Raw genomic sequence first — 21675 nt, 5'->3', positions numbered from 1 at the left:
TCGGCACGGGAACCGGTAGTCGCGCGGGCCGCAACGAGGAACGTCAATGCGCGAGGCGCTTGCCGACCATGCTGCCCGCGACGATGAACAGGGCCGACGCCGCCATCGCGGCGACCACGGCCGTCCACCCCGCGCCCCAGCCGACGTGGTCGACGAGGAGGCCGAAGCAGATCGGGCCCACCGCGCCGCCGAGGAAGATTCCCGTCTGCGTCACCGAGGTCGCCAGCGCGGGTGCGTCCGCGTACCGCTGGACCACGGCGTGGTTCATCAGCCCCGGCCAGGCCCAGCCGAGGCCGTACGCGGCGGCGGTGCCGAACGGCAGCAGCCACGGCAGCTCGAACAGGTACGTGGCGACGCCCGCGGCCCCGGCGGCGAGCATGAGCGCGATGATCTGGAACTCGCCGCCCTTGCGCACGTCGGCGAGGGCGCCGAAGCCGGTGCGGCCGATGACGCCGGCGATGCCGCCGACCATGAGGACCAGGCCCGCATAGCTCTCGGAGCCGCCGGCGTCGACGGTGAAGGTGGTGATGAACGAGCCGATCGGGGTGGCGGCGAGGGCGCCGAGGAAGGTCGCGACCGCGAACAGCAGCAGCTGCGGGTCGAGGGAGCGCGCGCCCTTGTTCTTGGGCCGCACGGTGGGCCGTCCGAGCCCGGCCAGCGGGATGAGCGCGAGGAGCACGAGTGCGGCGCCGATGACGTACGCCCACCGCCAGCCGAGCGTGAGCGCGACGAGGGGCACGCTGAGCCCGCCGAGCATGGTGCACAGCGGCACTGAGGCCTGCTTGGCGCCGAAGAGGAGTCCGCGGCGGCCCTGCGGCGCCCATTCGCTGAGGACGATGTTCGAGGCGAGCTGCCCGAGGCCGTTCGCGGGCGCGCACAGCACCATGAACGCGGTGAGCACGATCGGGTCGTGGGCGAAGGCGGCGATGCCGAGGAGCCCGGCGGCGGACATCGCGATGGCGACGCGCGCGGTCACGAGCGCGCCGAAGCGGTCGACGAGCCGCCCGGAGGGCACGGTGGTGACCGCGGTGACGGTGAAGTAGATGCCGGAGATCCAGCCGATCGCGCTGAGGCCCATGCCGAGTTCGCCGGTGATCTGCACGGCGAGCCCGCCGAAGAGGAAGAGCGGGAGCACGGCGGCGACCTGGACGGTCATGGCGGCGGTGACGGTGGTCGCGGTCCGGGGGCGGGAGGGGAGTCGGGCGGGTGCGGAGGTGGACACGACGGCAACCGTACTCCGCTTATCAGATAACCGGTTCGGTGCGCACAACGGGAAATCGTGAAGGTGCGTCCCCCTTCCGCGTGATCTGCCTCGGCACTGTCTTGACTCGGGCACACAGCGTGTGCGACTGTTGCGTCTGTACGACAGCACTGCCTAACGACAGTCGACTTCGGCCCCACGGGTCGCACGTCACCTGTGGTCTCCTGCCGGAGACCGCCGTATCGTCTTCTCTCCCAGTGACATTGGGGCAAACGAAACGCGGCGGCCCTGGTGGGAGGGAGCCGCCGCGTTTCGGTTATTCGAATGTTCCGCGGCGGCGACGAGGAAGTTTGGTGGGGACTCGACGCCGCCGCCGCGGTTTGTCCGCGACCGGCGTGAACCGGACCGCGAACGGTGCTGACAGATAGATACTGCCCTGTGTGCGAGAGTGACGCAACCGGTTGGTGTTTATATAGTTAGATACGGCCGGACCGGCCGGCGCCGTACCCGGCGCCGAAGTCGGATCAACTGGTGCAAATTGGAGCGGCGGCATGGTGGAGCAGCGGCGACCAGGGGACGAACCGCAGAGCGGCGTCCCGAACTACACGGGTGCGCCCCGGCAGCGGGCGGCCAGAAGCCGGCCCGCCTCACCGGACCACAAGCCCGCCAAGGGCGCCTCGGCGGCCAGCGCCTTCCCGAGCGCGCAGAGCGAGCCGACCAAGATGATCCAGAGCGTCCAGAGGGCACTGCGCATCATGGAGCTCGTGGGCCGCCACGCGAACGGCGTCACCGCCCCGCGCATCGCCTTCGAATGCGGCCTCAACCGCGCCACCGCCTACAACCTCCTGCGCACCCTCGTCTACGAGAACTACCTGCGCCGCCACGAGAACGGCCGCTACACGCTGGGCCTCGAGGTCTCCGACCGCTACTCCGAGCTGACCCGCGCCATCGCCGGGCCGAGCACGTGCGCCGAGTTCATGCGCCGCATGTCGACCGAGACCGGCTATACGACGTTCATCGCGCGCTTCGTCGAAGGCCGACCGGCCGTCACCGACGTCATCGAGGGCGCACGCAGCCCGCACGTGGAGGACCTCATCGTCGGCTTCGACGACGGCGCCCACGCCACCGCGCTCGGCAAGGCCCTCCTCGCCACCCTCCGGCCGGACGACCGCGCCCGCTTCCTCAAATCCGCCGGGATGCGCCCGTTCACCCGCCGCACCCTCATCGAACCGGACGCCCTCGAATACGACCTCGCCGTCTACGGCGAATCCGGGGTGTACGCCGAGATGGGCCAGTTCCGCGAAGGCGTCGGCTGCGCCGGCGTCGTCGTGCGCGAAGGGGAGACGCCCGCCGAGCGGATCGTCTTCGCCGTCGCGCTCCCGCTCGAGGAGATCCGCTCCTCCTGGCCGGAGCTCACGCAGCGCCTGCGCGACGCCGCCCGCGAACTGGAGCCGCTGCTCTAGGACAGGCCCTGGCCGGGCAACCGAACCGCGCGAGGCGCACGTACTCAGGGGGTCGAAAACGCTTCGGCTTCACCTGAGAGGAACGCGGATCGATGCTACGCACGACCCGGGCAGCGGGCGCCTTCGTCGCCGCGCTGGCCCTGGCGGCCACGGCCGCCTGCACTGACGACGCGAAGGACGGCGACGCGCCCGAGGGCGCGGGCGTGACGTTCGAGGCGCCCCGCCTGGTCGACATGGTCAACGAGAGCCAACGGCTGCTGTACGAACTGGAGACCGCTGAAGTTCGGATCATTCAGGCCTGCATGGAGCTCGAGGGCTTCACGGTCCACGACCAGTTCTGGTTCTCGGTCGTCGAACCCGAGCCGCAGGAGGAACTGTTCGGGGCCGGCGACTGGGGCGACTGGATTCCCTCGGTCGAAGAGGCCGCCGAGTACGGTTTCGGCCAATGGGCGCACGACGACGACGCGGACCCCGATGCGGTCGAGGAGTACGCGGCGTACAAGGGCCACGAACTGGGCGATTCGCCCGAGGACGAATTGGCGCTCGAGGGGGGCGCGGGCGGTCTGCCCGACAACAGCGAGTTCGAAGCGCTGGATCCCCAGGAGCAGTTCGACTGGTACGTGGCCTACCAGGGCGAGGCGGCCGCGCTGGACGAGAACGGCTGGCTGATCGGTGAGGAGGGCGAAGTGGCGGACGACGACGACGCGGTCTATTCCGGTGACGACTTCGCCTACGAGCAGCCTGAACCGGGCGGCTGCCTGCGCGAGATGATCGACGCGCTCTACGGCGAGCTGCGACGGGTCGAGGATCCTGAGGGGAGCAAGAGCCGCGGCGCGTACTGGGAGTATCGCCCGGTGAACCCCATGGACGACTTCGCGAAGGCGGAGGACTCCCGGGCCATGTACGACGAGGCGATCGCCGGGGTCCAGGGCGAACTGGTCGACTGCCTCGCCGAGCACGACCGGCACGGCTGGGAGTTCGACGAGGAGGGCTCGCTTCCGGTCGTCGATTACCTCTACGAGCTGTACGAGGGCGAGGGCAGCGTGGTGGGCGACCACCCGAACCTGCCCGGTGACGCCCCTGCCGACCATGAAGGCAAGAAGGCCTTCGAGATCGCGTTCGCCGTCGATCTCGCCGAATGCGGCGACGAGACCGGCTATCGCGAGACGGCGGCGCAGGCGTGGGCCGACTCCCAGGAGGCGTTCTACGTGTCGATCGAGGTCGAGACGTACGCCTGGCAGGAAGAGATCCGCGGTATCCTGACCAAAGCTCAGGAAGTGCTCGAAAGCTAAGCGGCGCAAGCAGAAGCGGGCCGGACCCCGAAGGGTCCGGCCCGCTTCCCATGCCTTGCCTAGAGCACGGTCCAGGTGTCGCCGGAGTGCAGGAGCCGGTCGAGGGCCTCCTTGCGGTCGACGCCCGTGGCGGCCTCGTCGACCTGGGAGCGCACCTGGGTGTCGTACGTGGGCCGCTTGACGTTGCGGAACACGCCGATCGGGGTGTGGTCGAGCGCGATGCCCGACAGCCGCGACAGCGCGAACGCGTACGCCGGGTCGTCCACATCGGCCTTGTGCACGACCACGTCGGCCTCGTCCACCTCTGCGGCGTCCTTGACTTGGAGCCCGTACCCGGACTGCACGACGACCTTGTCGCCGAACCTGATCGGCTCGCCGTCCTGGAGCCGGATGATCGACTCGTCCCGGGTCTCGGGGTTCTTCAGGACCTCGAACGCGCCGTCGTTGAAGATCGGGCAGTTCTGGTAGATCTCGACGAAGGCGCTGCCCTCGTGCTCGGCCGCGGCCCGCAGGACCTCCTGCAGGTGCGCGCGGTCGGAGTCGAGCGTGCGGGCCACGAACGTGGCCTCGGAGCCCAGGGCCAGCGACAGCGGGTTGAACGGCGCGTCGACCGAGCCCATCGGGCTCGACTTGGTGAGCGTGCCCGGCCCGGAGGTGGGGGAGTACTGGCCCTTGGTGAGGCCGTAGATCCGGTTGTTGAACAGCAGGATCTTCAGGTTCACGTTGCGGCGCAGCGCGTGGATGAGGTGGTTGCCGCCGATCGACAGCGCGTCGCCGTCACCGGTGACGACCCACACCGACAGGTCCGGGCGGGAGACCGCCAGGCCCGTGGCGATGGCCGGGGCGCGGCCGTGGATCGAGTGCAGCCCGTACGTGTTGAGGTAGTACGGGAACCGCGAGGAGCAGCCGATGCCGGAGATGAACGCGATCTTCTCGCGTTCCAGGCCCAGCTCGGGCAGGAAGGACTGGACGGCGGCCAGGATGGCGTAGTCGCCGCAGCCGGGGCACCAGCGCACCTCCTGGCTCGACTTGAAGTCCTTGGCCTTCAGCTTGGGGGCGTCCAGCTTGACGTCAGCCATTCTTGATGACCTCCTCGAGGGCGTCCTGCAGTTCGTTGGAGGTGAACGGCAGCCCGCGCACCTTGTTGTACCCGACGACCTCGGTGCCGGGGAAGTTGTTGCGCAGCAGCATCGTGAGCTGCCCGAGGTTCATCTCGGGCACCACGACGCGGTCGTAGCGCGCGAGGATCTCCGCGGTGTTCTTCGGCATCGGGTTGAGGAAGCGCAGGTGCGCGCGCGCCACGGGCACGCCCTTGTCGCGCAGGCCGCGAACGGCCGCGCCGATCGGGCCCCACGTGGAGCCCCAGCCGAGGACGAGCACGTTCGCGTCGCCCTGCGGGTCGTCCAGTTCCAGGTCGGGCACCTCGACGCCGGCGATCTTCGCCGCGCGGGTGCGCACCATGAAGTCGTGGTTCTCAGGGTCGTACGAGATGTCGCCGGTCTTGTCGGCCTTCTCGATGCCGCCGATGCGGTGCTGGAGTCCGGGCGTGCCGGGCACCGCCCACGGGCGCGCGAGCGTCTCGGGGTCGCGCTGGTACGGCAGGAAGACCGGCTCGCCGGCCTTGTCCACACCGTTCAGCTCGGTCGCGAACTCGACGGAGATGTCGGGCAGCGCGGCGGTCTCGGGCAGGCGCCACGGCTCGGCGCCGTTGGCGATGTACCCGTCAGAGAGGACCATGACCGGAGTCCGGTAGTGGAGCGCGATGCGCGCGGCCTCGAGCATGATGTCGTAGCAGTCCGAAGGGGACTGCGGCGCGAGGACCGCGATCGGGGCCTCGCCGTGGCGGCCGAACATGGCCATCACGAGGTCGGCCTGCTCGGTCTTCGTGGGCAGGCCCGTCGAAGGCCCGGCGCGCTGCACGTCCACGACCAGGAGCGGCAGCTCCAGCGAGACGGCGAGCGAGATGGTCTCCGACTTCAGCGCGATGCCCGGGCCCGAGGAGGTGGTGACGCCGAGCGCCCCGCCCCACGAGGCGCCCAGGGCCGCGCCGACGGCGGCGATCTCGTCCTCGGCCTGCACCGTGGTCACACCGAAGCGCTTGTGCTTGGACAGCTCGTGCAGGATGTCGCTGGCCGGGGTGATCGGGTACGCGCCCAGGAACACCGGGAGGCCCGACGCGACACCGGCGGCGGTGATGCCCCAGGCCAGGGCCTGGTTGCCGGTGATGTTGCGGTAGGTGCCCGAGTTGAGCCGGGCCGGCGGGATCTCGAAGCGCACGGCGAACGCCTCGGTGGTGTCGCCGTAGTTCCAGCCGGCGCGCAGCGCGGCGATGTTCGCCTCCGCGATCGCGGGCTTGGCCTTGAACTTGCCGCGCAGGAACTCCTCGGTGGCCTCGGTCGGACGCGAGTACATCCACGAGACGAGGCCGAGCGCGAACATGTTCTTGGAGCGCTCGGCGTCCTTCTTCGAGACCTCGTGCTCGGCGAGCGCGCCGATCGTCAGGGTCGCGAGCGGGACGGCGTGGACCTGGTAGTCCTCGAGCGAGTCGTCCTCGAGCGGGTTCGCGTCGTAGCCGACCTTGGTGAGGTTGCGCTTGGTGAACTCGTCCGTGTTGACGACGATGGTGCCGCCCGGCTTGAGGTCGGCCAGGTTCGCCTTGAGCGCCGCGGGGTTCATCGCGATGAGGACCTCGGGCTGGTCGCCCGGGGTGAGGATGTCGGTGTCCGCGAAGTGGATCTGGAAGCTCGACACGCCGGGGAGGGTGCCTGCGGGGGCCCGGATCTCGGCGGGGTAATTGGGGAGCGTCGACAGGTCGTTGCCGAGCTTGGCGGTCTCCGCGGTGAAGCGGTCACCCGTGAGCTGCATCCCGTCGCCGGAGTCCCCTGCGAAGCGGATGACGACCCGGTCGAGCTGCCGGACGGTATTCACCTAGTTCTCCTCATGCGGGTTCTGGGGCACGCAAGGACTGCGGCATTCGGTTCGGGGAGCGGGGCTCCGCCGTGTCTGCTACTTGCGATGCTACGCGGGCGTCACCTCGCGATGCCAACCCTGCGACGCGGGCGCGATGTAGGCGACACCACTTTGAGCGATCCGGCTCACATGGTGGGACGCCAGGGAGTCCGCAGTGACCTGGACCTCTTGTTTCGGCTGTCCTGGAGCGCCATTTCCTTTGCGGGCGCGTCCCGGATTCTGGACGCGAGGCGCGCTCGCGGACACGCCGGAGTCGCATTTCCGACTGCGGAGCCGACCGTGCCCCCGACCCCGGCGGGTCTCCTATCAGGACCCGCTGGAGGCGGTGGGCGCGGCGCTCTCGTCGGCGGTCGGCGACTCGTCTGGAGCCGGGCTCGACGAGCTCTCCGACGGCGTCGGCGACGCGGGCACCTCGTCCTGGACGGCCGCGAAGGACCCGGACTCGGCATGCCACACGTACTTGAACGAGCCGGTGTACTCCGGGTAGCCCGGGTTCACGGCCTCGACGGTGACGACGCCGTCCGCGATCGCGGTGACCGCGGCCGTCGAGGTGAGCGTCTTCGGCTCCCACACCCAGCCGAGCTGCTCGAGCGAGGTGCCGTCCTCGTTCCACGCGAACGCGGCCACGCCGACGGTGAACACCTCGCCGGTGCCTTCGGGGCGGCATTCGAGCACGGCCGCCACGTCGTCGGCGCCGTCGCCGTCCACGTCACCGAGCACCGGCCCGACGCCCGATTCGGCGTCGAACGCGATCGCCCAGGGCGTCTCGTCGGTGAAGGTCCAGTCCTCGACGTTCAAGCCGAGGGACACGTCGGCGCAGGCGTCGCCGTACTCGCCGGGGTCGGTGATGACGAGGGTCGTCTCGGCCGGGATCTCGGCCTCCTCGGTCGGCTCCTCGCCGCCGGAGGCGTGCGGGCTCGCCGGGTCGCCGATGCTGTAGGTCGGCGTCTCGTCCGAGGTCGAGGCCTCGACCGTGGTGCTCCCGTTGCCGGAGGGCTCGGGACCGAACGCGATCGGGCCGATCGTCTGGGCCACGGCGAAGCCGCCCGCGGTGACCGCGGTGCAGGCGCCGGCGATCGCGGCCAGGGACATGAGCCGGCGGCGGCGCCGCGCGGCCGGGGCGCGGCCGAGCAGCTCGTTGACGGGCGGCGGCGGGAACTGCGCGGCGGTGTCCGCCTTGAAGCTCGCGAAGGCCGCTGCGACCTTGTCGTCCTCAGGGTCGAAGGTCATGAGCGGTCCTCCTTCACGGATGCTCGGCGGGTCGTGGAACGGGACGTCCGCTGCGCGCCGGGCAGGGCGCGCTTGATGCGGATCGGCATGGTGTCGGGGTCGGCCTCGGCGGTCTTCGCGGCAGCGGGCTTCGCCGCCTTGGCGGGCCTGGGGTCGGCCGCGGTGTCGGTGAGCAGCGCGGCGAGTTCCTTGCGGCCACGGTGCAGCCAGGACTTCACGGTGCCCTCTTTCGCACCGGTCGCCGCGGCGATCGCGTTCACCGTCATGTCGGCCATGTAGTGCATGACGAGTGCCTGGCGGCGCTTGGCCGGGACCTGCTTCAGCGCGGCGACGAGCGCGACGTGGTCAGGGCTCGCGGCCGGAGCCAGCTCCGGCGCGGAGGATTTCTGGAGGAACTTGCGCGCGACCTGGTTGCGGCGGTGGCGGCTCGTGGCGAGGTTCCACGCGACGCGGCGGACCCACGCGACCGGCTCCTCGTAGCCGCCGACCTTGTCCCAGCGCTGCCATGCGCGCAGGAACGCCTCCTGGACGAGGTCCTGGGCTTCGGTGGCGTCGCCGAGGTAGGCGCAGACCTGGGCCGCGAGCTCCGAGAAATGCTTCTCGTAGAGGTCGGTGAACTCCGCCTCCGTTCGCACATCCGCTCCAGCGCAGGTAGGTGGGACAAGGGAATCTTCCGGGTCATCGCGTTCGTGCCCGGCGGCAACCATTGTCGCGTTCGGGAAGGGGGAGACGCGAGGCGGGGTCGTTATGTCGACAATCCTCTCAACGGCGACCGGACCGGCCAAGCCCTCGAAGTCGTCGCCGAGGACCACGGGCCGGTCGAGCAGCATCGTGGCGGACTCGGCATCGACTCGGAGCAGCGTCGGTGCGCCGGCGGCGGTCATGTGCGGTGATCCCATTCCTGTTGCCTGTGCGTTCGCCTCGCCCATACCAGGGGTTCGCGGCGTTCGGGTGAATCCTCTTCGTACAACAACACGCCGAGCCGTGCCGGGCGGTTGCGCCCGGTGCGACGAAGTTCCCCCGAACCGGCCCGGAATCCCACCGATTCGCCCGCGCGCACGGGTATCGCGGGGCGCTGCGCGCCGCTATGGTGTCGTTATGCACACGACCCGGTTGAGCGATTACGCCGTATTCGGGGTGCTCCTGCTCGCGGGGTTCGCGTTCGTCTTCGTCGCGATGACCGCCAATCGGCTCCTGAGGCCGAGCGCGCCCTCGCAAGAGAAGGGCCAGACCTACGAATGCGGGGTCGACCCGGTGGGGAAGGACTGGGCGCAGGTCCAGATCCGCTACTACGTCTACGCGTTCCTGTTCGTGCTCTTCGCGGTCGAAGCGGTGTTCCTGTTCCCGTGGGCCGTGGTGTTCCGGGCCTTCGGGCCCGCCGCCGCGGTCGAGATGGGCGTCTTCGTGGGCGTGCTCGCCCTCGGTCTCGCCTACGCCTGGAGGAAAGGGGTCCTGCGATGGCGGTGAAACTCCCGTTCCCTTCGCGCCCGAGCGAGACCAACATCCTCGGCGAGCCGATCCGCTTCGTCCTCAACTGGGGCCGGCGCTATTCCCTGTGGGTCTTCAACTTCGGACTCGCCTGCTGCGCCATCGAATTCATCGCGGCCTCGATGAGCCGCCACGACTTCATGCGCCTCGGGGTGATCCCCTTCGCGCATTCGCCGCGCCAAGCGGACCTCATGGTCGTCTCCGGCACGGTGACGGACAAGATGGCACCGGCGATCAAGCGCCTCTACGAGCAGATGCCCGAGCCGAAGTACGTGATCTCCTTCGGCGCCTGCTCCAATTCCGGTGGGCCCTACTGGGACTCGTACTGCGTCACCAAAGGCGTCGACCAGATCATTCCCGTCGACGTCTACATCCCCGGCTGCCCGCCGCGCCCCGAAGCCCTGCTCTACGGCATCGGCCAACTCCAGAAGCAGATCGCGGCCGAGCCCCTGCGGCGCAAGCCGAGCATGCGCGCGCTCCTGAGGAGGCCCGAGTGAACCCTATAGGATATATCCTATTTCCTATAGGATCTGACCCGAGGGGGCGTCGTGCCTGACTTCTGGGAGGACCGCGTCCGCACCGCCCTCAGCGCGTACACGGGCGACCGAGAACTCGGGGCCGACGGCCCGCGCGCCGTCGCCGACGTCGACCCCAAGGACTGGCACGAGGCCGTGCGCGCCTGCCGCGACGAGGTCGGCTGCGACTTCTTCGACTGGCTCTCCGCGGTCGACGAGGGCCCGGCCGAGCCCGCGACCGCAGACGGTCCGCCCGGCCCGATCCGCTTCCGCATCGTCGCCCACCTCTGGTCGGTGAGCGAACGCCGCGGCGTCCTCCTGCGCGCCCTCCTCACCGAAGGCGCCGTCGCGTCCGTCGTCGACCTCTACCCCGGCGCTGACTGGCACGAACGCGAGACCCACGAGATGTTCGGCGTCGACTTCCCCGGCCACCCCGACCTCCAGCCGCTCCTCCTCGCCCCCGAATTCGAGGGCCACCCGCTCCGCAAGGACTTCATCCTCGCCTCCCGCGTCGTCAAGCCCTGGCCGGGCGCGAAGGAACCCGGCGAGGGGCAGGGCCAAGTTATGGCTCGCAAGCATCGCCAAGAGGGCACGGTCCGCAAGCGCGCCCCCAAGCGCCCGCCGGGCGTCCCCGAAGACTGGATCGAACCTCGGCAGGCCGACTCGCCAGCGACGCCGGCCGCGACCGAACCCGATCCGAGCAATGGGCCGATCAGTGGCCCGCCCGCGTCGCCTGGCGCGACCGAACGGGACCCGCGATTGAGGCGTCCCGATGCTTCTTGAGATCGCGGTCAAGCTCGCCGCCGTCCTCGCCGCGTTCCTCGTGCTGCCCCTGGTCGTCGGCCAGACCGAGCACAAGCTCATGGCCCACATGCAGGGCCGCCTCGGACCGATGCACGCCGGCGGCTTCCACGGCTGGGCCCAGCTCATCGCCGACGGCGTCAAGTTCGCCCAGAAGGAGGACCTCGTCCCCGACGACGCCGACAAGCCCGTCTTCAAGCTCGCGCCCGCCGTCGCGCTCCTGCCCTACCTCCTGGTCATCCTCTTCATCCCGCTCGGCCCAGGCGACCTCGTCGGATCGAGCCTCGACATGGGCCTGTTCATCGTCGTCGCGCTCGTCGGCGTCGGCGTCCTCGCGGTCCTCATGGCCGGCTGGTCCTCCGCGAACAAGTACACGCTCGTCGGCGCGCTGCGCGGCGCCGCGCAGCTCATGGCCTACGAACTGCCGCTCGTGCTCGCCGCCGCCTCCGTCGCCGTCGCGGCCGGGACGCTCAGCCTCCCCGAGATCGTGGAGGCCTGGAACCCCTGGTGGCTCCTCTGGCAGGCCCCCGCCGCGCTCGTGTTCTTCACCGCCGGGCTCGCCGAGATCCGCCGCCCGCCGTTCGACGCGCCCGTGGCCGACTCCGAACTCGTCTTCGGCTACCTCACCGAGTACGCCGGGCTGCGCTTCGCGCTCCTGCTCCTCGCCGAGTACGTCGGCATCGTCGTCATTTCGGCGCTCACCGTCGTCCTCTTCCTCGGCGGCTGGAAGGGCCCCGGCCCCGAATCACTGGGCTGGCTGTGGACCCTCCTCAAGACCGGCGCGCTCGCGGCCGTCGTCATCTGGCTCCGCGTGGCCTGGCCGCGACTGCGCGTCGACCAGATCCAGGCCCTCTGCTGGAAGGCCCTGGTGCCGATCGCGCTGGCGCAGCTCGTGCTGACCACATCCGTCGCACTGGCACTATGAGGCACTTGCATCCCATTAGGAATCCTTCAAGCCGCCGCAACCCTTTGGCGAGTTTCGCGCGTATTCAGCTGCATGGAATCAGGTCGAGACGCAACCGAGACCGACGATCCCGGACGCACGATCAACTTGCGGCCCTTCAGGAGACGGCCCAAGGCCGAGCCCGAGGCGCCCCCTGAGCGGCCGCCGGGCTCCAAACCGAAGCACCGCCGCAAGAAGCGCACGATCGCGGCGCTCAGCCTCGCGGCCCTCGTCCTCGCCACCACCGTCTCCGTGGTCGGCTCGGTCTTCTACGCCAATGTGGACCTCCCCGAGGAGCTCGACGACGCCCTCAGCCAGGGCTCCACCGTCTACTACAGCGACGGCACCACCGTGATGGGCGAGCTCGCCGCCGAGCGGCGCACCTCCGTGGCGCTCGACGAGATCGCCGACGACGTCGAGCACGCCGTGGTCGCCGCCGAGGACGCCAACTTCTACGAGCACCCCGGCGTGGACGCCAAGGGCGTGCTCCGCGCCCTCGTCAACAACGTCAAAGGCGGCGACAAGCAGGGCGCCTCCACGCTCACGCAGCAGTACGTGGGCCTGGTGGCCGACATCCGCGGCGACGGCTCCTACCTCCGCAAGGCCCGCGAAGCGGCCATGGCGATGAAGATGGAGGACGAGTTCACCAAGGACGAGATCCTCAACCACTACCTCAACATCGTCTACTTCGGACGCGGCGCGTATGGGGTCGAGGCCGCCGCGCAGGCGTTCTTCGGCACCTCGGCCGCCGAGCTCTCGACCTCCCAGTCCGCGCTCCTGGTCGCCCAGATCAAGTCCCCGGACGGCCCCTTCGACCCGCGCGACCCCTACGGCCGGGGCGGCGACCTCGAGGCCGCGACCGAGCGCTGGGCGTACGTGCTCGACCAGATGGTCGTCACCGGCGAGCTCGAGCAGGTCAAACGCGACGCCATCGTCGACCTCCCCGAGACCCTCGACCCGACGAACGACCCCGAAGGGCTCGGCCCGGAAGGATTCATCACCAACGGCTTCGTGCTCCGGGAGCTCGCCGACGCCGGGATCGGCACCGACGAGGTACTGCGCGGCGGCTTCGACATCGTCACCACCATCGACGCCGAACTCCAGGAGCTCGCCGTCGAGCAGACCGGCATCCGCGAGGTCACCGCCGCGGACGAGAACATGGCCGCCGCGCTCACCGCCGTCGAGCCGGGCACCGGCCGGGTCCTCGCCTACTACGGCGGCGAGAACGGCGCGGGCCTCGACCTCGCCGCCGACGTCGGCCACCGGCCCGGCACCGCCTTCAACACCGTCGTCCACGCCGCCGCGGTCGACGCGGGCATCGACGCCTGGTCGCCCGTACTCGACGGCTCCTCGCCCCGGCAGTTCGAGACCTACCTCGACGACGAGGGCGAGCCGATGGACCTGGTGAACATCGGTGGGGCACAGGACCACGAGGTCAGCCTGACGGACGCCGTCACCCAGAAGCTCGACACCCCCGTCTACGAGGTCGCCGAGGAGCTCGGCGGCGACGCCATCGCGCGGACCGCCGCGTCGCTCGGCATCGACCGCATGTGGGACCCGCACGACCTCGACGAGCACGGCGTGGCCGCCGAGATCGACCCCGCGCAGGCCACCGGCGTCCATCCGGACATCGGCATCGGCGCGTACCCGATCACGACACTCGACGCGGCCGTGATGCACGCGGCGGTCTACAGCGGCGGCGAGGTCGCCGAGCCCTACTTCGTGGAGACCGTCAGCGGCCCCGAAGGCGGGCTCTACGAGGTCGAACCGGCCGCCGTCGACGCCGAGATCGACCCGGCGGCAGCCTCCGAGGCCCAGCTCCCGCTGTACCTGAACGGCGCCGAGCGCGGCGGGTACGGGGTCGGCGTGAACGCCTCCGCCACCTGGCACACCGGCTTCGCGCCGGGCCTCGCGCTCGCGGTCTGGGCCGGGGACGAGACGAAGGAGGGCGACGGCAGCTCGCACGAGGGCACGATCGCCGAGGGCATCTGGTGGCAGGTGATGGACGGCCGCTCCGACGAGTACCGCGGGCCTCCCGAAGGGGAGATCGCCGATGCGGAGTCCCGGCGGGAAGCGGAGTGGCAGGCCGACGAGATGGCAGAAGAAGCGGTGACCTACGAGGAGCCCGGGCTCGACGAGCAGACTGAACCGGAGGCCCCGACGACCGAGTCCACCACCGATGAGCACTCAGCGAACGAGGAGACGACGGCGTCCTCGCAGTTCGGGGAAGGCGACTAGCACGCGGTGAGCACGCCGGTGCCCGGCCGCGTCACGCGACCGGGCACCGGTGGAAGTTGCAGCTGTGCGCCGCTCAGGCGGCCTTGGCGGCGCTCTTGGACTCCGACTTGGCGGTGGAGGCGGCGGCCTTGGGCTCGGACTTCGCCTCCGACTTGCCCTCGCTGGGCTTCGCGCCGTTCTTGGAGCCGTTCGAGCTCAGGGAGCTGGAGTCGCTCGACCTGGAGTCGGTGCGGTAGAAACCGCTGCCCTTGAAGGTGACGCCGACGTTCCCGAAGACTTTGCGCAGCGCGCCCTTGGCTTCGCAGCTCGGGCAGTCGCTGAGGCGCGCTTCGGAGAACGACTGGTGTTTGTCGAACTCGTAACCGCACTCCTTGCAGCGGTATTCGTAGACAGGCACGTCCTAGACCTCCAGCACTCAACACAGATCCCGATCGACATTAGCAGTCAACGCCGAAGAGTGCTAATCCCATCCCGTGCGACCTGACAGGTCACAGGAGCGCCGGCAAGCGTGCGGGCGGTGGACCGGCCCGGCCGCGGCCCGAGGTGTGCGGCCTATCTCAGCGAGATGAACCCCCGCGCCGGGGTGACCACGCCCGTCACCGGCCGGTCGTGCGGCTCGGCGGGGACCATGAAGCCGAACTCGCCGTCGCGCAGGAGCGCCACCACGGGCACGTCCGGGCCGACCCGGGCCAGCGCACGATCGTATGAACCGCCGCCCCGGCCGAGCCGCATCCCATCATCTGAGACGGCGACGGCGGGCACGATGACCGCCGCGGCCTGCTGGACCGCCTCCGGTCCGAGCACCGCCCCGCCCGGGTTCGGGCCGTCCCCGCCTTCCGAGTTCGCGTCCGGTTCCCCTTGGCCCCCAGGGCCTCCGGCCTCGCGCCAGGCGAGATCCTTGTCCGGCAGGAGCACCGGTTCGAGGACCTTGTAGACGACCGCGAGGCGTTCGGGCAGTTCGGGTTCGAGCACCGCGCCCGGTTCCGAGCCGAACGGCCGGTACGCCGCCACGACGGCGCCTTCGTCCACGACTTCGATCAGGAAGTCCCGCAAGGCCTTCCATGTGGCCAGATCGGCGTATCCGCGCTGCTCCCCGGGCATCGCGTTCCGCGCCTCGAGCAGCTGCCGACGTGCGGCGCTCTTCGCCTCTTGCATGCCGTTCCTTCCCTTCTGTCGCCGGTACCTGGGAGGATTCCCCTGAACGGAGATCTCCACTCACCCTTTCGGTTAGTCCCGTTTACATAGCCTTGCCGCGTCGTGTCGAGTCGGTAGCTCTAGGTAGTCTTCTAAGTAGTGAACTTGAGGGGGATTCGGTGTCGCTGCGCTCACGGCTCACCACGGCGTTCCTCGTCGTCGTGCTCGGGCCGGTCCTGGTGGGGGCCGTCTTCGTCGCTGCCGTCATGTCCCATCTAGCGGACTCCCGCGGGGAGGCCCTGGCGAACTCGGCGGTGACGATGGTCGACTCGACCCTCGGCACCATCTGCGAACGCATCCAGGCTTCGGCGGCGGCGGTGGCATTGAACTACCGTAACGGCGATCAGGAGAACGCGGTCGAAATGGCGCAACTCCTCGTCGACCGGGCGGTGGTCGACGGCGTGGTCTTCTCGAGCCTCGCGTCGGTCGGCACCAGCCCGGGCACCGACATCGGCGCGGAGGCCCCGGACGGCTCGTGGGTCGACTGCGGCGAGGCGGTCGCCTACGCCGGGGCGGGCCCGATCGTGGCGCTCGGCGCGCAGGCCGAGGTCCAGAACGCCGACGGCTCCACGTCGGTGTTCACCGCGTTCCGCGAGGTCGACCAGACGTTCCTGGCCCGCCTCGCCCGCGTCGCGGACGCCGACCTCATCCTCCAGGACTCCCGGACCACTCCGCTCTCGGTCGGCAGCGCCGACGCGGGGCGCTGGGACTTCACGGACTCGTTCCTGCCCTTGAGCATCGGCACCGTGGCCACTGACGTCACCCCGATGTACTGGACTCTCGCCGCGATGGTCACCGCCTCGGCGTTCTGCGCGGTCGGCCTCGCCGCGTGGCTCGCCCGCTCGACCACGAGGCCGCTCGCGGAGCTCTCGGCCGCCGCCGAGCGGGTCGCCCAAGGCGACCTCAACGTGCGCGTCCCGGTGCACGGGCGCGACGAGGTCGCGCAGCTCGCGTTCGCGTTCAACCGCATGACCGCCCAGACCCAGTCGTACGTCAACGCCCTCACCGCCTCCCGCGACCAGATGCGCGGCCAGCTCGGCCGCCTCGGCCAGACCCTCACCGCGACCCTCGACCTCGACCGCATCCTGGAGGTCATCCTCGACACGGCGATGGTCACGGCCGGGGCCGAGGCCGGGGTCATCATGCTGGTCGACGTGGACGACGCCGACCAGCTCCGCGAACGCGCCGGCGAAGGCGACCTCGGCATCACCGAGCCCGCGAGCATCCGCATCGGCGAAGGGATCATCGGCGCGATCGCCGCGGGCGGCGTGCCCGCCCACGGCCGGATCGTCGACGGCCGCTTCGAGGGCCGCCACCGCGCCGCGACCGAACCGGACGCCCACACGATCGTCGCGGTGCCGTTCAGCGGGCGCCAGCCCGTTGATCCCGAGCTGAGCAGTGGACGCCATCCTGTGGACCACGAGGCGGGCGTCGACCAGGCGCGCCGGGGTCGACCGGTCGAACACGCCCGCGGCGGCGAAGGCGAGTTCGGCGGCGCACCGCGCACCGACGCGGGCGTCCTCGGCGTGCTCGTCCTCTACAACCGGATCGCCGGGGACGAATTCGAACCGGGCGACGTGGACACGCTGCGGACCTTCGCCGGGCAGGCATCGGTCGCGGTCGAGAACGTCCTCCTGCACCGCCACGCCGAGCGCCTGAGCCTCACCGACCCGCTCACGGGCCTGTGGAACTACCGGTTCATGCAGACCTCGCTGCGCCGGGAGGCCGAGCGGTCCCGCCGCTACCAGCGGCCCTCCGCGCTCCTGGCGATCGACCTCGACCGCTTCAAGGACGTCAATGACACCTACGGCCACCCCGTCGGCGACCAGGTCCTCGTCGAGCTCGCGCGCCGCATCACCGGCCAGATCCGCGAAGTGGACCTCGCGTTCCGCCACGGCGGCGAGGAGTTCATGGTCCTGCTGCCCGAGACCGACGCGGGCGGCGCCTCGGTCGTCGCCGAGCGCCTCGGCAAGGCCGTCAACGCCCGCAAGTTCAAGGTCAACGACGCCTCCGGCGGGCGCGAACTCAACATCACCGTCTCCATCGGCATCGCCGTCCTCGGCGACCACGCCGAGACGGCCACCGGCATCCTCGCGGCCGCCGACGAAGCCCTCTACGCGGCCAAGGCCGCGGGCCGCGACACCTGGAGGGTCGCGGTCTGAACCGTCCGGCAGGCGGAGGCATCGCCCCTGGCAGCCCAATGGCCCCACGCCCGGTCCCGGACCACCCGACATGAACGTTCACCCGGTGTTCGGCAGGGTGGCTGACCGCCGACGCAGCGTGTGCACGCTACCCTCGCGGTATGTCAGCAACCGCGCCCCGCGCCACGAAAGCCGTCATTCCCGCGGCCGGCTTCGCCACCCGCTTCCTGCCGGTCACCAAGGCCATCCCCAAGGAACTCCTGCCGATCGTCGACAAGCCCGTCCTCCAGTACATCGTGGAGGAAGCCGCCGCCGCCGGCGCCGATGACGTCACCCTCGTCACCGCCCCCGGCAAGGACGCGATGATCGACTACTTCGACGCCCGCGCCGACCTCGACAACGCCCTCAAGGCCAAGGGCAAGGACGCCATGCTCGCCAAGGTGAAGGCCCCCGAGAGCATCGCCGAGATGACCGCCATCCGCCAAGGCGGCGCCAAGGGCCTCGGCCACGCCGTCGGCCGCGCCGCCGGGCACGTCGGCGACGAGCCCTTCGCGGTCCTGCTCGGCGACGAGTGGTGCCACCTCGACGACAAGCTCCTCCCGCGCATGATCGACCTCCAGGCCGAGACCGGCGGCATCGTCCTCGCCCTCATCGAGGTCCCCGACGACCAGGTCTCCCGCTACGGCGTCGCCGCCGTCCGGGCCACCGACGCCGAGGACGTCGTCGAAGTGACCGGCCTCGTCGAGAAGCCCGCCATCGAGGACGCGCCCTCGAACCTGATCCTCATCGGACGCTACGTCCTCCCCGGTGCCATCTTCCCCGTGCTCGAGCGGACCGAGCCCGGCAGCGGCGGCGAGATCCAGCTCACCGACGCCATGGAGGCCATGCGCGCCAAGGGAACCCCCGTCCACGCGGTCGTCTTCCGCGGTCGCCGGTACGACACAGGGGAGCCTGTCGCGTACCTCCAGACCCTGGTCGAGCTCGCAACCCAGCGGGACGACTTGCCCGGCTTCAACGCCTGGCTGCGCGAATTCAGTGCGACACTTGACTGACCCGGCGACCGCGAGGCGGCGCTGAGAGGAACTTGACCGACGGGGGGATGAGGAGTGAAGGGGACCGGCGAGGCGACACCATTGGCCGACTTCCTGGCGAAGGCGCTGGCCCTGGTGCGACCCCTGCCGCCGGTCGACATCGACATGACCCAGTCGACCGGGTCGGTCCTGGCCGAGAACGCCGTGAACCCCGGCCCGCTCCCCGCCTTCGACTACGCCGCGATCGACGGCTACGCGTGCAACGGCGACGACATCGCCGGCGCCAGCCCCGAACGCGGCGTGGGCCTCAAGGTCCTCGGCGACCTCGCCGCCTCGTCCTGGCGCCCCGTGCGCCTGGTCTCGGGCACCTGCTTCTCCGTCGCCGCCGGCGCCGCCCTTCCGGTCGGCGCCGACATGGTCGTGCCCCTCGCCTGGACCGACGAGGGCATGGCCACCGTGGACGTCCGCCAGGTGCCGCGCCGCGGACACGGCGTGCGCCGCATGGGTTCGGAACGTCCCGCGGGCGAGATCCTCGCCCACGAGGGCCGCCGCGTCACCCCCAACCTCATCGGGCTGCTCGCCGCCGCCGGCATCGCCGACGTCGTCGTCCGCCCGACCCCCCGCGTGGTCGTCATCGCCACCGGCGACGAGCTCGTCGACACCGGCCGCCCCTCCCAGCCGGGCCAGCTCATCGACGTCAACTCCCACCTGGTCACGGCCGCGGCCTCCGAGGCGGGCGCGCACGCGTACCGCGTCGGCATCTGCGACGACGAGCCCGACGCGCTCCGGTCGGTCCTCGACGACCAGATCCTCCGCGCCGACCTCGTCATCACCACCGGCGGCACGGGCCTGGGCCCGGGGGACATGGTGCGCCGCACCTTCTCCCGCGACGGCGCCGTCGACTTCAACCCGGTGGCCGTCTACCTCTGCGAGACCATGGGCTTCGGCACCATCGGCCCCGAAGAGGTCCCCGTCGTGTGCCTTCCCGGCGACCCCGTCGCGGCCACGATCGCCTTCGAGGTCATCGCCCGGCCGCTGATCCAGCGCCTCGCCGGAGCCGAGCCCGTTTTCCGGCCCAGCGTGCGCGCCAACCTGACCGAGCCCGTATCCTCACCGAGCGGGCTGCGCGAATTCCGGCCCGTCCGCGTCGCCGAGAGGCGCGGCGGCGGCTACACCGTCGCCCCGCTGGGAGCCACGTCCTACACGCTCTCCGGACTGGCCGAGGCGACCGGTCTCATGACGATCGGCGAGAACGCGACCCGGGTGCCCGCCGGATCGACCGTAGACGTGCTGCTCCTGGACCGGAACCGATGATCAACAATCCGCAGCTGGACGACGAATGACCCTCTCCAACCCCGGTTGGCCTGTGCACTTGAACCACGGCGACGTCAGCGTCCGCCCCTTCCGACGCTCCGACGCCGCCCGCTGGTCGGAACTGCGCCGCGCCAACGAGGCCTGGCTCGCCCCTTGGGAGCCCGGCACCGGCACCACCTGGTACGAAGCGCACTCGCCCGCGGCGTTCCGCGCCATGCTGCGCGGCCTCAAGCGCTCCATCAAGGACGGCACGAGCTGGCCTCTCGCCGTCTGCTGGCAGGGGCAGCTCGCCGGCGGCCTCACCGTCGGCAACATCGTGCGCCGCGCCTTCGGCTCCGCGTACGCCGGCTACTGGATCGACCGCGGCCACGCCGGGAAGGGCATCACCGCCACCGCGCTCGCGCTCGTCATCGACCACGCGCTCACCGTCGGCCGCCTCCACCGCATCGAGGTCAACATCCGGCCCGAGAACGGCCCGTCGAACCGGGTCGCCGAGAAGCTCGGCCTGCGCCGCGAGGGCCTGCACAAGCGGTACCTCTACATCGACGGCGACTGGCGCGACCACTACGGGTACGCCGTCACCGCCGAGGAGATCGCCTCCGAGCGCATGATCGACCGCATGGCCCGCCTCGCCCGGACCGAAGCCGAGCATTGAACGCCGAGGGGGCCGCGCGGCCGCGTCACCCCTGGTCGCGGGCGGTGAGGACGATCGGACCGTCCTCGGTGATCGCGATCGTGTGCTCCATGTGCGCCCCGCGCGAGCCGTCGGCGCTGCGCAGCGTCCACCCGTCCGGGTCGTAGACGATCTCGTCGGTGGTCTGCAGGAACCACGGCTCGATCGCGATGACCAGGCCCGGCTTGAGCTTCATGCCCCGGCCCGGGCGGCCGTCGTTCGGCACGTGCGGGTCGCCGTGCATCGTGCGGCCCACGCCGTGCCCGCCGAACTGCGTGTTGACGCTGAGGCCGTCGCCGCGCGCCACGGTGGCGATCGCGTGCCCGATGTCCCCGAGCTTGTTCCCCACCGTCGCGGCACCGATGCCGGCCTCGAGCGCGCGAGCGGTCGTGTCGATCAGGTGCAGGTCGCGCTCGCTCGCGTTGCCGACCACGATGGACAGCGCCGAGTCGGCGACCCAGCCGTCCACTTCGGCCGCGAAGTCGAAGCTCACCAGGTCGCCGTCCTGGAGCTTGTAGTCGAACGGGAGGCCGTGCAGCACCGCGTCGTTCACGGAGGTGCACAGCACCTTCCCGAACGGGCTCGCGCCGAACGACGGGTGGTAGTCCACGTAGCAGGAGACCGCCCCGGCCTCCTTGATGCGGCGCGCGACCAGGTCGTCGAGTTCGAGCAGGTTCATGCCGACCTCGGCGGTCCGCTCCAGCTCGGTGAGGATCCCGGCCACGAAGCGTCCGGCAGGGCGCATGGCCTCGATCTCGGCGGGGGAGTAGTACTCGATCACGGACGGCCTCTCATATGTTGGTGGTATTTGTATACCGGTACTATAATACCGGTATGATTCGACAGCCGCTGCGGCCCGAGGAACACGAGCGCGGGCGCGCGCTCGGCCGGACGCTCCGTGCGGCACGGGGCGCCCGCAGCCTCCCCGACGTCGCCGCCGAGGCCGGCATTTCCCCGGAGACGCTGCGCAAGATCGAGACCGGGCGCATCGCCACACCGGCGTTCTTCACCATCATGGCGCTCTGCGGCGTCCTCGGGGTCACGGCCGACCAACTCGCCGAGGACATCGAGCGCGGCACCCCGGGCCGCGTGACGACCTGAACGCCGGGACCGCCGAATCCGAGTGGGGCGAGGCCGCGTGACGATCCAGGTCACCCGCGCCACCGGTTCGCTCGGGGCGC

20 protein-coding genes are annotated in these 21675 nt (G+C 70.6%); 12 read left to right on the top strand and 8 right to left on the bottom strand.

The window, feature by feature from the left end; translation table 11 throughout:
- Positions 1 to 43 precede the first annotated feature (43 nt).
- Entirely contained in the window at positions 44 to 1222 is a 1179-nt protein-coding gene (locus tag AB0I03_RS19915) for an MFS transporter (protein ID WP_360414899.1), read from the bottom strand.
- A gap of 530 nt (positions 1223 to 1752) precedes the next feature.
- On the opposite strand from AB0I03_RS19915, the gene AB0I03_RS19910 reads away from it, so the two are divergent.
- Together AB0I03_RS19910 and AB0I03_RS19905 are read left to right on the top strand one after the other, a co-directional pair.
- The gene (locus tag AB0I03_RS19910; protein ID WP_360414897.1) at positions 1753 to 2664 is read left to right on the top strand and encodes an IclR family transcriptional regulator C-terminal domain-containing protein; all 912 of its coding nucleotides are present in this window, start codon (positions 1753 to 1755) and stop codon (positions 2662 to 2664) included.
- A 92-nt stretch (positions 2665 to 2756) separates the two neighbouring features.
- Positions 2757 to 3956, top strand: a complete 1200-nt coding sequence (locus AB0I03_RS19905; protein WP_360414895.1) for a hypothetical protein — start codon at positions 2757 to 2759, stop codon at positions 3954 to 3956.
- Positions 3957 to 4015: 59 nt separating this feature from the next.
- On the opposite strand, the gene AB0I03_RS19900 is transcribed toward AB0I03_RS19905, so the two are convergent.
- The 4 genes from AB0I03_RS19900 to AB0I03_RS19885 form a co-directional block, all read right to left on the bottom strand.
- Positions 4016 to 5035, bottom strand: a complete 1020-nt coding sequence (locus AB0I03_RS19900; RefSeq protein ID WP_360414893.1) for a 2-oxoacid:ferredoxin oxidoreductase subunit beta — start codon at positions 5033 to 5035, stop codon at positions 4016 to 4018.
- The gene (locus tag AB0I03_RS19895) at positions 5028 to 6884 is read right to left on the bottom strand and encodes a 2-oxoacid:acceptor oxidoreductase subunit alpha (protein ID WP_360414891.1); all 1857 of its coding nucleotides are present in this window, start codon (positions 6882 to 6884) and stop codon (positions 5028 to 5030) included. Before AB0I03_RS19895 ends, AB0I03_RS19900 begins: the two co-directional genes overlap by 8 nt.
- Before the next feature lie 348 nt (positions 6885 to 7232).
- Complete coding sequence (locus AB0I03_RS19890) at positions 7233 to 8156, bottom strand: hypothetical protein (protein WP_360414889.1); 924 nt, start codon at positions 8154 to 8156, stop codon at positions 7233 to 7235.
- Positions 8153 to 8791 (bottom strand): SigE family RNA polymerase sigma factor, encoded by a 639-nt coding sequence (locus AB0I03_RS19885; RefSeq protein ID WP_360414887.1) that lies wholly within the window; start codon positions 8789 to 8791, stop codon positions 8153 to 8155. The genes AB0I03_RS19890 and AB0I03_RS19885 overlap by 4 nt, the downstream gene beginning before the upstream one ends.
- A 463-nt stretch (positions 8792 to 9254) precedes the next feature.
- On the opposite strand from AB0I03_RS19885, the gene AB0I03_RS19880 reads away from it, so the two are divergent.
- The 5 genes from AB0I03_RS19880 to AB0I03_RS19860 all read left to right on the top strand — a co-directional run bounded on the left by AB0I03_RS19880 (position 9255) and on the right by AB0I03_RS19860 (position 14141).
- Complete coding sequence (locus tag AB0I03_RS19880) at positions 9255 to 9623, top strand: NADH-quinone oxidoreductase subunit A (RefSeq protein WP_360414885.1); 369 nt, start codon at positions 9255 to 9257, stop codon at positions 9621 to 9623.
- Entirely contained in the window at positions 9614 to 10141 is a 528-nt protein-coding gene (locus AB0I03_RS19875; RefSeq protein WP_360414883.1) for an NADH-quinone oxidoreductase subunit B family protein, read from the top strand. Before AB0I03_RS19880 ends, AB0I03_RS19875 begins: the two co-directional genes overlap by 10 nt.
- A gap of 51 nt (positions 10142 to 10192) precedes the next feature.
- On the top strand, positions 10193 to 10942 hold the full coding sequence (locus tag AB0I03_RS19870; protein ID WP_360414881.1) for an NADH-quinone oxidoreductase subunit C: 750 nt from the start codon (positions 10193 to 10195) through the stop codon (positions 10940 to 10942).
- The gene (locus tag AB0I03_RS19865; protein ID WP_360414879.1) at positions 10932 to 11885 is read left to right on the top strand and encodes a complex I subunit 1 family protein; all 954 of its coding nucleotides are present in this window, start codon (positions 10932 to 10934) and stop codon (positions 11883 to 11885) included. Before AB0I03_RS19870 ends, AB0I03_RS19865 begins: the two co-directional genes overlap by 11 nt.
- 72 nt (positions 11886 to 11957) lie before the next feature.
- The gene (locus AB0I03_RS19860; protein ID WP_360414877.1) at positions 11958 to 14141 is read left to right on the top strand and encodes a transglycosylase domain-containing protein; all 2184 of its coding nucleotides are present in this window, start codon (positions 11958 to 11960) and stop codon (positions 14139 to 14141) included.
- 73 nt (positions 14142 to 14214) lie between these two features.
- Here the strand turns inward: AB0I03_RS19860 and AB0I03_RS19855 are convergent, their stop codons facing one another.
- Positions 14215 to 14538, bottom strand: coding sequence for an FmdB family zinc ribbon protein (locus tag AB0I03_RS19855; protein WP_360414875.1), 324 nt, complete (start codon positions 14536 to 14538; stop codon positions 14215 to 14217).
- A gap of 155 nt (positions 14539 to 14693) precedes the next feature.
- Entirely contained in the window at positions 14694 to 15296 is a 603-nt protein-coding gene (locus AB0I03_RS19850; RefSeq protein ID WP_360414873.1) for a 5-formyltetrahydrofolate cyclo-ligase, read from the bottom strand.
- Between the two features lie 158 nt (positions 15297 to 15454).
- Here AB0I03_RS19850 and AB0I03_RS19845 point away from each other — a divergent pair, with 158 nt between their 5' ends.
- From AB0I03_RS19845 to AB0I03_RS19830, 4 genes are all read left to right on the top strand, one after another.
- Positions 15455 to 17497, top strand: coding sequence for a diguanylate cyclase (locus AB0I03_RS19845; protein ID WP_360414871.1), 2043 nt, complete (start codon positions 15455 to 15457; stop codon positions 17495 to 17497).
- A 140-nt stretch (positions 17498 to 17637) separates the two neighbouring features.
- Positions 17638 to 18528 (top strand): UTP--glucose-1-phosphate uridylyltransferase, encoded by an 891-nt coding sequence (locus AB0I03_RS19840; RefSeq protein ID WP_360414869.1) that lies wholly within the window; start codon positions 17638 to 17640, stop codon positions 18526 to 18528.
- Positions 18529 to 18582: 54 nt separating this feature from the next.
- Positions 18583 to 19821 carry a gephyrin-like molybdotransferase Glp gene (gene glp, locus AB0I03_RS19835; RefSeq protein WP_360414867.1) on the top strand — a complete coding sequence of 413 codons (1239 nt, stop codon included), beginning with the start codon at positions 18583 to 18585 and terminating at the stop codon, positions 19819 to 19821.
- Positions 19822 to 19846: 25 nt separating this feature from the next.
- Positions 19847 to 20476 (top strand): GNAT family protein, encoded by a 630-nt coding sequence (locus AB0I03_RS19830; RefSeq protein WP_360414865.1) that lies wholly within the window; start codon positions 19847 to 19849, stop codon positions 20474 to 20476.
- Between the two features lie 25 nt (positions 20477 to 20501).
- On the opposite strand, the gene map is transcribed toward AB0I03_RS19830, so the two are convergent.
- Positions 20502 to 21275, bottom strand: a complete 774-nt coding sequence (map, locus tag AB0I03_RS19825) for a type I methionyl aminopeptidase (RefSeq protein ID WP_360414863.1) — start codon at positions 21273 to 21275, stop codon at positions 20502 to 20504.
- 53 nt (positions 21276 to 21328) lie between these two features.
- Here map and AB0I03_RS19820 point away from each other — a divergent pair, with 53 nt between their 5' ends.
- A complete protein-coding gene (locus tag AB0I03_RS19820) occupies positions 21329 to 21595 on the top strand; it encodes a helix-turn-helix transcriptional regulator (protein WP_360414861.1) in 267 nt (88 codons plus the stop codon).
- Positions 21596 to 21675 lie beyond the last annotated feature (80 nt).

The sequence above is a fragment of the Glycomyces sp. NPDC021274 genome, assembly GCF_040641195.1.
In the GTDB taxonomy this organism is placed as follows: domain Bacteria; phylum Actinomycetota; class Actinomycetes; order Mycobacteriales; family Micromonosporaceae; genus Glycomyces.
Note: the sequence above shows the minus strand (reverse complement) of the source record. Positions and strands in the feature narration are given on the sequence as shown.

Bases quoted from the DNA above. Each gene is read 5' to 3' on its own strand.
- AB0I03_RS19865 (WP_360414879.1), top strand. From the start codon at position 10,932: ATGCTTCTTGAGATCGCGGTCAAGCTCGCCGCCGTCCTCGCCGCGTTC.
- AB0I03_RS19890 (WP_360414889.1), bottom strand. From the start codon at position 8,156: ATGACCTTCGACCCTGAGGACGACAAGGTCGCAGCGGCCTTCGCGAGC.
- AB0I03_RS19880 (WP_360414885.1), top strand. From the start codon at position 9,255: ATGCACACGACCCGGTTGAGCGATTACGCCGTATTCGGGGTGCTCCTG.
- AB0I03_RS19875 (WP_360414883.1), top strand. From the start codon at position 9,614: ATGGCGGTGAAACTCCCGTTCCCTTCGCGCCCGAGCGAGACCAACATC.
- AB0I03_RS19830 (WP_360414865.1), top strand. From the start codon at position 19,847: ATGACCCTCTCCAACCCCGGTTGGCCTGTGCACTTGAACCACGGCGAC.
- AB0I03_RS19910 (WP_360414897.1), top strand. From the start codon at position 1,753: ATGGTGGAGCAGCGGCGACCAGGGGACGAACCGCAGAGCGGCGTCCCG.
- AB0I03_RS19860 (WP_360414877.1), top strand. From the start codon at position 11,958: ATGGAATCAGGTCGAGACGCAACCGAGACCGACGATCCCGGACGCACG.
- AB0I03_RS19900 (WP_360414893.1), bottom strand. From the start codon at position 5,035: ATGGCTGACGTCAAGCTGGACGCCCCCAAGCTGAAGGCCAAGGACTTC.
- AB0I03_RS19850 (WP_360414873.1), bottom strand. From the start codon at position 15,296: ATGCAAGAGGCGAAGAGCGCCGCACGTCGGCAGCTGCTCGAGGCGCGG.
- AB0I03_RS19820 (WP_360414861.1), top strand. From the start codon at position 21,329: ATGATTCGACAGCCGCTGCGGCCCGAGGAACACGAGCGCGGGCGCGCG.
- AB0I03_RS19840 (WP_360414869.1), top strand. From the start codon at position 17,638: ATGTCAGCAACCGCGCCCCGCGCCACGAAAGCCGTCATTCCCGCGGCC.
- AB0I03_RS19905 (WP_360414895.1), top strand. From the start codon at position 2,757: ATGCTACGCACGACCCGGGCAGCGGGCGCCTTCGTCGCCGCGCTGGCC.